Here is a 12,777-nt window from a genome sequence, read left to right on the forward strand (position 1 = left end):
CCCGCTACGACAAGACCGCAGAAAGCTTCCTGGGATTCATCGATATAACGTCCATCCGACTTTGGTTTCGCCATTTGTCAACATGACCTAAGCCGAGTTTCACGGTACAAGATTTTGGTGGGCTTCAGCTCATTGATCTCAACTTATTTGATACTATCCGCCAGCGCGCAAGCCCAAAGCTCACAAGCCTGCGTGGAATTGGGTTCTCCTCGAATTGAGTACTCTTCTGGATCTGAAAGCACTCGCGTTAATCAAACAATCTCAACGACGGAACGCACGTGTCTCCCGATCCCAAACGGACCCATTACAGGACTTACAATTGGAAACTCCTCAATTACTTCCTCAGGTGAAATTGAGTTGTATGTTCCGGGCCAAAATACCGTTCCAAGCAATGCTTCAGTTTTAACACTTTTGAATGTCGATGTCGCGGCGGGTAGCGGAGACTTTGTCTCCCGGGAAGCGTTGGCAACAAACATCAACGGGAAGCTCAGAGTGAACCTCATTGGAACTTCGATTGGTTCCGGCAGATCAATGACGTTCGCTCCCTTCAACGGCGCGAATATCGACCCCACTGAAGTCTACTTCCAGTCCGACCGCCCGCTAACCTATGACAACCTGACCGTTATGGGAGCCACCGAAGTAGTTTTCGGAGCCTACTATTTTCAGACTCGGGTTGCTGAGGCTTCTGATTTCACACTGACGAATAGTTCGATTTCCTCAACCAGCGATATGGCGATAGCCGCAGGCACGACTGTTCGCCTCGATACCACAAGCAGTTTGAACACCGTAAACTTTGAGAATTTTGGCACGTTGGCCGGAACGGGAAGCGTGAACGCATTCAACTTCACAGTTAAGAACGGAGGGGTGCTTTCGCCGGGCTTTTCAATTGGTACGCTCAACAATAGTGGCGGAATCGCTTTTGAAACTGGGTCAAGACTTTTGAGCGAAGTCGATCCGACGGCCGGTCAGAAAGCCGACTTGGTGTCATCCAGCGGGCCCGTGACAGGGATTAACCGCGCCACCATACAAGTCGAAGCCGCTCGTCCCGGCCTGACTGCGCAGGACTATGCAGCTGGCAACGACTACACGGTTTTTCAAGCCTCGAGATTCGATGGAAACTCCCCAACTCTTGTTGCCGGAGGATCTTTGCCCGCCCTATCCAGTCTGAGTATCTCAAACACGCCAACCGCAGACGGTAGAATCGACATAACGTTTTCGACTCTCCCCGTCTCGAGTTTACCGCAACATCCATCAGTTGTTGGATCTCCCAATGCAAGCAACCTTGCTGGTGCGGTGGCTAACACCACAAACACGTCACCTGGAACTAATCTGACCAATGGCTCAACCTTGGGTAATACCGTTAACACGCTTACCAATTCAGGTTTGGCTGGGTTTAATCGTGTGCACGCAGAACCCTATTCCTCTAATTTGACCGTGGGGCTGGAGCAACTTGACCTGATAACCAACACAGTGCTGAGCCACGCTGACTGCCGCAAGTATCAAGCAGTTGGCTTCAGCAATGAGGATCAACCCGTTGCAGCAGGCGACATCGACTTGGCCCAGAGCCCGAGCGGCGCAATAGACTGCTCTGATCGGCGCTGGTGGATCGACAAGGCCTATGTGAGCGGAGACGTTGATGGAAGTAACGGCCTCGGGACATTCGACTATTCGCTGGGCACCATTTTGGTCGGAGCGGATGTCGCAAGCACCGATAGAGGTGTGGTCGGCGTCTACGCAGGTTTTGGGACATCCTCCATGGATGAACACGATCAAGTCGATCAGGATTTTTCGACCGACAGCTATCATGTGGGCGTCTATGGGCGTACAACAACCGGAACTTGGGAGTTCTCCGGACTGATCGGTTACATGTTCGGTGAAACCGACGCCAAGCGGAATAACCCTTCTGTTGATGGCTTTACGGGAGGCGAGGCAAAGTCTGATTTGGACCAAGAGGGCATCCATGCCGGTATCCAGGCACGGAAGCTGTTTAACCTGGACAGCGGTGCAAGGGTTTCTACGGTTTTTGGAGTGAACTACGGGCGTATTCAACAAGGTTCAGGCACAGAGACCGGCGGTGGTGATTTCAACTACTCGATTGAAAAAGCGAACGCAGAGTCTCTGGTCGCCTCCATTGGAGTTGATTACCAACGGGACTTCTTGACAGAGAGTGGTTTGCTGACCCCAATCGCCTTCGCCCGGTATGAATATGACTTCTTTGCCAACAAGGATAGTGAGCACGGAATCACAGTTACAAGTCCATTGTTCGGAACATTTACACAAGTCGGACAAAATCGAGGAGCAAATGGCTTCGTTCTCGGGCTTGGACTGGGCTATCAGATTTCTGATCTGGCGAGACTAACGGCAGGGTATGGTTATTCAGTTCGTTCCAACGGCCAAGAGCATGGTCTCGGTGCAAACTTAAGCGTTCGGTTCTGATTAGGGTGGACCAACGAAGAGGAGTGGTAAGCTAGCTGCAACAACTTGCGGAAGCTATCGTGGCGGTGTGAGCTTCATTCTCTAGCGATCAAAATTAGGGAATATTAAAAACATAAAGCCGTGATTTCTTGGCGTCGTCTGTCAGGATGTAGAGAAGCCCTTTGGTCTCATCGAGAGCGATTCCTTCGGGATGTTTAACTTCCTTTTGTTTGCCATCTTCTGTGAACGTCAAACTGATAGACTTTACGGACTTGGACTCTGGATTGTAGACGAAGATTTGACGACCTTTGTCACTCACAATCCAAAGAGAACGTGAGGACGGGGACCATGCTAGGCCGCTCAAATCCAGTTCATCATCATCTACACGCTCGGAGATAAAACCTGCATCGCGGGCTAAAGGAATGATCTCAACAATTTCGTCTAGCGCTGGTGATACGACCATTAACAACCTTGGTTGTCCTTCAATGCCAATGAAGACCCGCCCTGATTCCGGGTCGACGGCGATGCCCTCAGGTCCCTTGTTCAAAGGATTACCGACGAGCAATTCAGCGGCGTCCGAGTAGCCTTTGAGAGATGTGAGAGGGATTGTAGTTAGTTGAATGGGGTCAGTCGGGTGAACGACTAGAATTGATCGATCAGTTTCCTGAAGTACTAAAACAGACCCATCTTTTCGTGATGCGACGCCCTCCAAATCTGATCCTACCAATGCTGGCAACTTGAAAGAGTTTCCTAATACCCCGTCGACTCCGAGTAGGTGCAGTTTAGGTTCGGCATCACTTACAGACCACAAGAAGCCTTCGGCGTTGGAAAGAGACAATCCGGAAGGCTCCGAGAAGCCTTCCGATTTATCCGCCACCTTGAAGGAGTCGATGAGTGTCAAACCGTGACTCTCGGCATGGGCGAGCTCGATCCATGCCAGAAGTGCAACAGTAGCGCTTGCAAAAGAAGCCTGTGTTCCAAGCTTGGGCAAGCACCGCAAAAACCCAAGTTTCAACCGAAGCAGCTTGTGTTCTGACATTGGATTTTCTCACGCTTGGACCACATCCCAGTGTCAGCGTTCGTATCACAGTCCGGATGCTTTGTCCGAAGAATGCATGGTAATCTCTTTACCTGATCCCGCCTATTGCGATTGAATTAGACAAGATTTGCCTTTGGCGGAACACAATCTGCTAGAGTAGGTAGGAAGGAAGTTAAGTTGAACAAGACTTTCCCACTTATGGCCGGGTTATTGGTGATGCTGTTGCCAAGTGCTGCGTTGTCACAAATCGACCCCGCGACGATGCTGGCCGGCAATTCAGAGTCGGAAATACTTATCGAACGACGTTGGACACAGTTTCGGGGCAAACAGGAACTGTATTTTTTCACTCTCGACGTCATCGTAACTGTCATATTGACTGGACTAATCGTTTATCACCCTGTGAGGCGGAGAGCCCGCAGAAGTGTCAGCGATATCGTCATGCCGCGACTGTTCTTCCTATACGCGCTTGTTGGCATGGCGGTTGGGTTTCTGGTCGTACAGCACGGATCGATGATTGGGTTCGTGATTTTTGGAATTGGAGCTCTGTTAAGGTTCCGATCAAATATGGATGACCCGGTCGACACGGTGGAAATGATTATAGTCACCGTGCTTGGGCTGGCGGTAGGGCTGGGCTTGCCCTTGATGGCCACACTGGTTGCGGTTGTATGTTGGTGTTTCATTTGGTTGGGTGGCCGAAACAAAGGTGTGGAAATCTTACTAAAGGGTTCTGACGAAGAGCACTCATTGAAAGTCAGCGGAGACATTGAAACTATGGCCGCAGACGCTGGCTGGAAGCTGGTCAGAAAACACCACGTTCCCGGAAAATCTCGCGTCTCATTGCTTTTCATCACATCGGGTGGGCTTTCAGAAGCCCGGATCGAAGAGATGATAAACGATCTTGTCCCAGAGAAAGTTGAGCTGAAACTCAACCTCTAGTCACTTCACAAGGTCCAAACGTTTCAACACAGCATTTGGGGATCTGATCTCTTTCGGGAGCGACTTGAAGTTTACCGACCTTTCGAATTCAGGCCCCCGGTACACTGCTATCCCAAACTCTCCATTCGGCTGGAACGTAACATGAGTGAAGCTGTGAGATGATCTGGCTTTTGAGCCGATGAGCCGTCGCGGGCCACCTCCCAAACAAGCTTGGGAAACATAAGCCACACCGTCTTTCCAGCCTGGGTAGAAGGCATGATGGTGGCCTGACAGATGCAGAACGACACCGCTTTCTAGGTAAATTTTTTCAAGTGTTGGGTCACCGATGATTTCGCGTTCGCGCTGGATCGCGAACGGCCAAAGTGGGAGGTGACTGAAAGTAACAATCGGGTCTCCGTCTGCACCCAATTCCCCAAGTCGGTCCTGTTGATCACCGGATAGCGGCCCTAAGGTCGTTGCATCCAGAGATGCAAACGTTACGCCCTGCATCTCAAACGCGTAGAAGAACGGGTAGTCATCCGAAACCAGGAAATCGACGTCTGGTTTTCTTGGTATCCATTCCTCTGCGTATATTTTTCTTTCACGCTCGAACCCACTGTAGGCGGAGGCATCATGGTTTCCAGGCGTGACAGCAAATGGAATTCCGGCAGCCGCTAAAGGATCTGATACGGCCTCGTGAAACGCCTTCCACATCTCTCTGACCTGTTTGTCTGACAAGTTGGGAATGCGCTGTCCCGCGACCATATCGCCCGTCGAAATCACCAAATCGGGATCAATCTCGACTACCCGCTCAATCGCTTTGTCGACGCGGGCATCGTATTTCACCGAACCATAGCTGCCGTTCAGATCCGATATGACGATAACATCCAATGCCGCCGCTTTGCAGGCGATCAGAGCGGTCCAAATGAACGCCGCAAAAAGCGTAGAAAGCCTACGTGTCATTACAATCCACTGTCTCTACCTCGGTGTCGTTTCTCAAAAAGAATGCGACAGGATCCAAGTCGAACATCAAATCACCATTAGAACAATTGTTCTGGAGGATGGACGTTGCCAGCGCGGTATTTTTGACGGCTTGTGCAATCTGACTGTCTGAAAGCCCAAGGCTTAGCGACAGCCAGTCATAAACCGGGCCTTGGGTTTGAAGGTCGCTATTCAATGCAACCAAGCGCCGGTACGTGCTTGGAGAGAAGTGCCGCATTTTCTCTAGCATTTGAGTAGATTTCGCGAAGTTAGCATACTCGACCCGCCCACCAGCATCGTTGTCGTTTAGATTGCTGCGACGGATTAATAATGCCTCGGCGGGAATATCTCCATCATTCGGCTGATGGTGCTTGGCTTTCTTATGCTTCAGCTTTCCGTCTTCGACCCAATACCAATAGGGTGTGAAGTCTATGTTTCCTACGCGGTCCTGCTGGCTAAAGATGAAATCGAGGAGAACAATCTCGGTAAGTTCTTGCATCCAAAATGCCATCTGTTGGTCGCTGACATCGGGACCGAGATCCTTGTTGATCATCCGGTCTTTTCGGCCTTCTCCGACGCCCTCTGCAATGGCCTCAGACAATGGTTTTGAAGAACGCAAAGCCAAGAAAGCGGGGGTTTCCTGAAAATCACGGTTTTGGCCTTTCCCCCAACCAGATTTACGGGTGCCGTTGATTTCCGAGCCGTATCGATGCCCAGGGCTATCAAGCAGTACACCATATATTTGCGTTCGATCCGATGTGAATAGATCATCGGTCGGTTGGTATGAGTTCGGGTCGGCATCCGCAGCTGCGAAGACACGCCAGCCTTCGTGGTTCATGCGCCCGCCATGAGAGCCACCGGAAATCGCAAGACCAGGCTCTGCGACCTCGGAAAAATGCGCCTGGGCGTCCATGCTGCGCCAAACCGCGACTGGAACTTTGACAGTCGTGTCGAAATACCTGGAGAAATGATAGTAAAGCAGCGAAGAAGTGGAAAACGTTCCACTGGTGCCCTTTTGGTTCATGGTGGACTTGAATTTAGCCACCCTGTCTTTGGCCAGATCTTTTGCCAACTTGCCCTCTTTGCAAGCGTTTCTCTCGAATTCAGAACGGTTCCCCATGTAGGGTCCTTCCGAAATATCGTAGACGGCCATTCCTGGGCTAGTGCTCCAGGTTTTTGGGCAAATAGCAATTTCAGAGGCATAGAAATCGATCTCGCAATAGGCTGTTTCTTCCTCAAGATCGCTGTTCTTGTACTCGCCCGTTGGAACTTTTTCGATCCGAATACAACGTTCAGAAACGCCGTTGGGACTATCAAATGTTGTGGCTTCACCGAGAACTTCGTCGTTCGCCCACAAGACAGTGGGTGCGATGAAAGCAAGTGGCCCCAGAAGATTGAACTTCATTTGGATAGTCCTCCCGGTATCATTTAGGGCAAATCGCTGCCTGTTGTTCGGTGGAGATTTTTAACTTTGGGTCGACACTGAAGTTGGAGAATTTTGTGTCAATCCACTTGTCGCATCCGCCTGAACAAGGCGCCCCGTTTCGGGCGTCATTCCAATATTCCTTGGCCCTTTCTTCCGTCCAACCGCAAAACTGAACGAGCGCCATTGCCGACAATGCGCCCGAGGAATGAACGCCCCACATGCAGTGCACCAGAACAGGGCCCTTTCCAGGGTTTTCAATCACCTCGTGTATGGACGCCATGACAGCATCGGGTCGGGAGGATCTGGCGCTTTGATAGTCGAAAGATCCGTTTCCGCAACTGGTGCGACCGTATTGAGTGTTTTTGCCGAAGTCCGCATAAAACCCGGTTGAAAACCCCTCATCGCACAGGGTTTCGCGCTGAACGTTACTCAGACCCGTTCGATCCTTGTCACCGCCTTTGAAGCCAGAGCGATACAAAACTCCGCTCAAGACCGGGCGAAAGAAAGCGACGCCATCAACACCTCCGTCGCCACCCTTTGAAAGCATTTGACTGTTGCTTGGGCCACCGTTTCGACTGGTTACGTCAGAATTTGCAGTAGTTGCAAGAACACCAATGAATATCAGTGACGTCAAAAACCGCATGCCAGCTCCTTTCTATTTTTGAGCCTGTTATGCTCAAACTCTTCCCACTTTGTAATCTATTGGAGCGGCTCATTCTCGAGATCCATTTCAAGTGGGTGATAAGCCTTCCGCCATGCAGCGTTAAATTGGCCACACCAGGTTGATGATAAAGACGACCACGAAGTAGGCCAGAAAAACTTTCCAGTTCCATTGGTGTTTGCTTTCTTCGTTGATCACGCCGGACGACTTCAATGCCAGGTTTGTAACAATCAGAGCGACAACGATGACCGCCGCATGTGCCAGATCAAAATGCGTACTAGTGCTCCCTATTGCGGATGTTAGATCGATGAAAATGTGTCAGCAGTCACCTGATGGCAGCATAGCTACATCTGAGTACCTTCCCTCAGATGTTGTGATCCGAGCACATGCACCAGTATCCGTGTTAAACCAGTACGAGGTCAGCCCTTCGCTTCGGATGAGTTCAAATCCGAGACTCTGGATGCCCATTTCAGCCTGTCCCGCTCTTGCCCCTTCAAATGACGAAAGATCGCTAGAGCTGCCCACAGTTGGTGCACTTGCATCCACCGATCCGCCACTCTCATCGCATGCCGCGAGCGCAGCAATACACGCCGTGCCTATCACCAATAGGACCTTGGATTTCATCTTTTCGCTCCTTGCAGTATTGGACTTGAGATCCAGGATTTCTGGTCGATAACCTATTCAATTCCGAAAATTACGTTGTAGTCGACGGAAGAGTTGCTGCGATTGATAACCTCCACAACATGATCACCGGATTGCCAAAGCTGTCCTCGATAATCATTGTCCGCCGACATCAATCCCAACAGTTCAGAACCATCGGGGTTACGAATGACGTAGTCCAAGGAGCCATTTCGCGGAGCAACGCGGACGTAAAGGAACTGTTCGTTCTTTGCACCGAGAAGGTATTGCTGCGACGCTCCGGGCGCGAGTTGGCCAACAAGTTCGGCGCCAGTGGAGCCGGCATCGAATTTGACACGTTGGTTACCGGTAGAGCCGGGGGCACCTGCCATGGCGCCACCGCCGTCATCCATCGCCTCGACAACCGACATCTCGCCAATGCTTCCATCCTTGTACGCGATGCAGCGCCAAAGCGTTCCGCCTGCGTCGCGTAGCATGACGAGCGTACCTGCTTCCGAGAACTCTGAGCTTTCTATCGTACCTGATTGACCGTCTGGTCCACCAACCTGCCGCAAATGGTCGATGCAAGCGTCGTCGGCGTCTGACATGGCCAGCGCGGCTGTTCCGCTGATCGCAAGTACAGGAGTGACAAGGTTCATTAGACTACGTTTCATAAGCAGGTCCTCTTTTGGTCCATCCTTGATGTTCTGTTCCTCGTGGGAAGGAACCTTATTTCGCATCCCTCAAATTTGATAGAAACTCATCGCATGTCTGTGCGCTGCCGACGACCTCGTCTATCGTTCCAATTCCTTGCAGTGATGCCATCTCGGAATTTACGCGATTGAGAATCTGATCCGCTTGCTCGGGGATGATCAGGTTCTCTGCTTGTGCTCCTTTCAATGTGGTGCAGACACCGGCGGAAAAGCCTGTCGCAACGCCGACACCCACCGCGGCCCCGCCACCCAGGGTCATCGCCCCAACCACGCCGAGGACGAGCCCGATCACAATACCCAAGATCACTTTTCCCATGTTTTCCAAACTTTTGGTGAAAAAGATTTCAGGCTTCACTATTGGCGCAAACTGCGGGCCCATCTGCAAATCAAGACCAGCGCTAGCAGATTGAGTACTGGTGCAATCGCCGCGAACAACGGTTTGGCTGACTCCGAGACCAAATCCGCCAGAAGTATCCAAGGCAGACCCAACGGCAGAAGGAACACCCCGGACAAAGGGTCTCTTTCCTGTCCCAACCAGCCAAATGTGCCCGTCAAGAATGCAATCAACGCCAACAGGTAAAGGATCGCGAATACAATGATGGTGGTTCTACAAACCAAGTCGAGCCTCAGCAGATCAAGCCAGTGCTGCGCAGCCGTTTTCGGCTACGCAGCAGACTGGTCACAATGCGCCTTCGTCGCCCAGGAACTCGATACCAGCTGTCGCGCCATCACTGTAAGCAATGCAATTCCAAGGAGCACGATCCTCACCAACGCCTACAGTAACCTGTGTTCCCGCCTCGCTAAAGGCGGATGAGAGCACCACGACTTGCGAATTGTTCGTCGTGTTGGCTACATCTCGCAAACACGCCTGTTGGGCTGGCGTGAGCTCGGCTGACGCGCTTGATGTACTCGTATCGTCGCAGGCCGCAAGCAGTGCGAAACAAGTTGCGCCCGCAATCTTCACCATCTTGTTGGTCATTTTCTTCTCCCTCTGGGTTCGTTGAAATTAATCAAATTGGATGTGCTTGTTTGAAGCTCTCGTATCTGGACAGCCAATGGAACATACCTCGACCCTGTGACTATCTTGCCCAAAACCTGCCGCGGAGGGCTTTTTCGACGGAACGATTTTTCGTTGACTGCCGAGACCGCCAACAACGCGTGATGCCCGAATGGCGCCACTGGAAAAAGCTAAAGCGAACTCTGGAGGGAGGGCTAGTTCGTTAAGTCCAAGCATCGCGTCCTCCCAACGCTCGATCAATGTAGAAGGCCTTCCGACCGCCAGCACTCACTCCAGCAGTCGGAAGGGCTCGGCACAGCGAGCAGCAGCGACCACAACGGAGGTAAAATAAAGCTGTGTCGAATTCGAATGTTTGAATCTTATTCTTCATAAATCAATATTTTTTTTGTAAGCTTCTTTACGCTCTCGTACGATAGGCTTCTGCTTTTAAACAAAAAGGTAGGTGGGAGCACTCATAAGGGAGAATGTGTTCTTTTGGGTCGGCGACGCGTTCTGAGTTCGCACAGAAACTAAGAAAGGATTGAAAATGGGGTTTGTTGAAGCCGTTAAAACGTGTTTCTCGAAATACTTCCAGTTCTCCGGTCGGGCTATACGCTCAGAATACTGGTGGTTCTTCTTGTTTGTGGTTCTCGTGAGTGCTGCTTTAGCTGTGCTGGATACGATCATATTCGGGACCAACCCCGAAACGGGGCAAGGATCTCGGGTTCTGTCCTTTGTTTTCCAACTTGCAGTTATCATACCTATGCTGGCCGCCGGTTGGCGGAGGCTGCATGATACAGGACGACCTGGCTGGTATTTGCTGCTGCCGATGGCGCTCAGCATTACAACGCTTTTTGTTATGTTGGGTGGGGTGGCGTTCTTCTCGGTGTTGGAGCAAGGGACCGAAAACCCCGATGCATTACGAGGACCCGCCGCAGTCCTGGGCGTAACCGGTATTGTTGTTGTCTCAATTCTTCAATTGGTTCTGTCCATCTTGATGATCTGGTGGCTGACACGACCTTCGGAAGAAGGCGCAAACGAATACGGCGCACCTGTTTCCTGATCTGGTGGCCGGGGCGGCGGGCCGGATTCTCTGCTGAATGAAAGTGCGAAACGCAATAAAATGGAGAGAGAAAATGAGTTTCAAGACGATTTCCATTGGAGCGCTAATGATAGTAATAGCAACCACGGCATCGGCGGAGTGGTCGTTCAGTTCCGGGCCCAACCCCAATGCCTTTATTCAGACCGGAAACATGACGCTGGAACTTCAGTGTAATCGTATCCGCTTTGCTCCGGCTGGATATGAGGATAGCCAGGACATCGTGGAAAAGCAGGGGCTCTCCATTCGTTTTTTGAAGAACGGCACCACCGAGGTTGGTGCATTTCAGGTTGGCGCAGAAAACGCTGCCATGCAGATCGTCGACAACTATCCCGTCGAGGTCAGTTTCAATAGTCAAGAGGACTATGGTTTTGTATTGGACCAGCTTGCGGCCAATGCAACAGTTAATCTGTCGATGATTGATCAAGATGTAAGCTATGGAATCTTTGACTTAAAAGGTTCCGGTGCGGCAATTCGGTCCCTTCGTTCCGCGTGCGATTCAGATCCTGGCCAGGAGACCTCCTACGAAGCACCCGAAGGCATCGTCTATTGTGGTGGTGGAGCGATAAAACGCCAGATCGAATATGTAATTCTGGACAATCCAGAGGGGGAGTGGGACGCGCGAGTAACGGTCAACGGCGAGTCGATCAGAGCCATGACGGCCTACAGTTACTTCGGAAACTCTGTGCCGCCCGCCGGATTTGTCGTCGCCCTGCTTGGGGAGGACAGGTCCGAGTTTCTGATTTTTAGCGAAGGCTCCGCAAACTGGCTAGAATATGGGGACTACAGGTATGATCAGTGCAATTGATGCCACCTTCCAAACGGCTTCCCAAATAGCGTGTAAGATGAAATGTTTGGTCGCCGGGATTGTGCTTGCTTCGGGCCTTGTTTGGACCTCACCAGCTGTCGCGGCTGATGTATCGCAACTTCCGCCCGGTTTGCAGGCGAGGGTTGATTTGGCGGCACGAGCCTGCGCGGAGTTCAACGACGGTCAATTTGACATAGCCTGGGGCGCGGTTGAAAGGGTCGATCTCGACGGAGACCTACAAAGTGACTGGGTTCTGAATGAGTCAGGTTTTGCGTGTTCAAGCGCTGCATCTCTTTACTGCGGAACTGGCGGATGCGTCTCGCACTTCCTGGTTGAAGAGGAGGTTCATTCATTGCTCAATCAAGGCTGGACTGTTGTTGATTTTGGGCGTCAACGCGTTGTCGTGGCAGATATTCATGGATCCAATTGCGACGCAATAAACCCAACGCCTTGCGTCAGCGCTAGTGTTTGGGATGGCGAAGCCAACACTTGGCGCTCGTCTGCTGGCCATTGGGAGTAAGTAACATTTAGGCACCGCAGGTAAGCCTGAGAGTCTGTTTGTTCGATGAGTTCTCTATAGCATGCAAACATATGGGCAAATCGTGCAAAGTTATGCGCTAATACCGCGAAGAGTTATGGGCAAAGTTCCAAGATTTTCTTTAATGAAATCAATGTCGGAAATGTAGCGTTACGAGCGCACCTACACGGTTTGTAGGTGCGCGCATAACACTTCGCACACCCCATAAGTTTGCGTAGTTTGCCCATAGTTTTGCGCTGCGCGATTGTCTGCCTTAGTGATGAATTCAATCAGTTTTTGGCTTAGTCGTTGCGGTAATGGCCCTTTGCGTTGCGCAATCTCGCAAAGGGCCTCCCTAAGGAACCTTGGGTTCCATGCGGCCTTTTTGCTTGGATTCTCGCTAAGGTCTGCGATGCGCAGAAAGCAGACTTTGCAAAGTTTGTCGACGTGTATCTTCCTGACACCAATCTCGCTACCAAGTGCTGCTGCGGCTTCCTCCAATAGCTCATTGAAACAGGCTGTAGGGACAATCTTGGTACGAACGGGCAAGCTAAGATTTTGAACGAGTTCTCAGGGGCATGACGGCAA

12 protein-coding genes and 1 pseudogene are annotated in these 12,777 nt (G+C 51.3%); 6 read left to right on the top strand and 7 right to left on the bottom strand.

What is annotated here, in order from left to right; translation table 11 throughout:
• Together ACR0ID_RS17530 and ACR0ID_RS17535 are read left to right on the top strand one after the other, a co-directional pair.
• Positions 1-86 (top strand): annotated as a pseudogene (locus ACR0ID_RS17530) (IS5/IS1182 family transposase); the annotation flags it as partial.
• A gap of 271 nt (positions 87-357) precedes the next feature.
• Entirely contained in the window at positions 358-2,436 is a 2,079-nt protein-coding gene (locus ACR0ID_RS17535) for an autotransporter family protein (RefSeq protein WP_480607431.1), read from the top strand.
• A gap of 94 nt (positions 2,437-2,530) precedes the next feature.
• On the opposite strand, the gene ACR0ID_RS17540 is transcribed toward ACR0ID_RS17535, so the two are convergent.
• A complete protein-coding gene (locus tag ACR0ID_RS17540; protein WP_480607434.1) occupies positions 2,531-3,454 on the bottom strand; it encodes an SdiA-regulated domain-containing protein in 924 nt (307 codons plus the stop codon).
• A gap of 213 nt (positions 3,455-3,667) precedes the next feature.
• Here ACR0ID_RS17540 and ACR0ID_RS17545 point away from each other — a divergent pair, with 213 nt between their 5' ends.
• Entirely contained in the window at positions 3,668-4,390 is a 723-nt protein-coding gene (locus tag ACR0ID_RS17545; RefSeq protein WP_480607437.1) for a hypothetical protein, read from the top strand.
• Here ACR0ID_RS17545 and ACR0ID_RS17550 read toward each other — a convergent pair whose 3' ends face one another.
• The 6 genes from ACR0ID_RS17550 to ACR0ID_RS17575 all read right to left on the bottom strand — a co-directional run bounded on the left by ACR0ID_RS17550 (position 4,391) and on the right by ACR0ID_RS17575 (position 9,747).
• Entirely contained in the window at positions 4,391-5,260 is an 870-nt protein-coding gene (locus ACR0ID_RS17550; protein ID WP_480607440.1) for a metallophosphoesterase family protein, read from the bottom strand.
• 61 nt (positions 5,261-5,321) lie between these two features.
• Positions 5,322-6,755 (bottom strand): hypothetical protein, encoded by a 1,434-nt coding sequence (locus ACR0ID_RS17555; protein WP_480607443.1) that lies wholly within the window; start codon positions 6,753-6,755, stop codon positions 5,322-5,324.
• Between the two features lie 19 nt (positions 6,756-6,774).
• Complete coding sequence (locus ACR0ID_RS17560; protein WP_480607445.1) at positions 6,775-7,419, bottom strand: protein-tyrosine phosphatase family protein; 645 nt, start codon at positions 7,417-7,419, stop codon at positions 6,775-6,777.
• Between the two features lie 695 nt (positions 7,420-8,114).
• Positions 8,115-8,729, bottom strand: a complete 615-nt coding sequence (locus ACR0ID_RS17565; RefSeq protein WP_480607447.1) for a hypothetical protein — start codon at positions 8,727-8,729, stop codon at positions 8,115-8,117.
• A 55-nt stretch (positions 8,730-8,784) separates the two neighbouring features.
• Entirely contained in the window at positions 8,785-9,246 is a 462-nt protein-coding gene (locus ACR0ID_RS17570; RefSeq protein WP_480607450.1) for a hypothetical protein, read from the bottom strand.
• 201 nt (positions 9,247-9,447) lie between these two features.
• Positions 9,448-9,747 carry a hypothetical protein gene (locus tag ACR0ID_RS17575; RefSeq protein WP_480521200.1) on the bottom strand — a complete coding sequence of 100 codons (300 nt, stop codon included), beginning with the start codon at positions 9,745-9,747 and terminating at the stop codon, positions 9,448-9,450.
• Between the two features lie 565 nt (positions 9,748-10,312).
• Here ACR0ID_RS17575 and ACR0ID_RS17580 point away from each other — a divergent pair.
• The 3 genes from ACR0ID_RS17580 to ACR0ID_RS17590 all read left to right on the top strand — a co-directional run bounded on the left by ACR0ID_RS17580 (position 10,313) and on the right by ACR0ID_RS17590 (position 12,192).
• Entirely contained in the window at positions 10,313-10,828 is a 516-nt protein-coding gene (locus tag ACR0ID_RS17580) for a DUF805 domain-containing protein (protein ID WP_480607453.1), read from the top strand.
• A 73-nt stretch (positions 10,829-10,901) separates the two neighbouring features.
• Positions 10,902-11,672 (top strand): hypothetical protein, encoded by a 771-nt coding sequence (locus tag ACR0ID_RS17585; protein WP_480607456.1) that lies wholly within the window; start codon positions 10,902-10,904, stop codon positions 11,670-11,672.
• Complete coding sequence (locus ACR0ID_RS17590; protein WP_480607459.1) at positions 11,656-12,192, top strand: hypothetical protein; 537 nt, start codon at positions 11,656-11,658, stop codon at positions 12,190-12,192. The genes ACR0ID_RS17585 and ACR0ID_RS17590 overlap by 17 nt, the downstream gene beginning before the upstream one ends.
• The last annotated feature ends 585 nt before the right edge of the window (positions 12,193-12,777 follow it).

The organism is Ruegeria sp. AL2 (genome assembly GCF_056540845.1).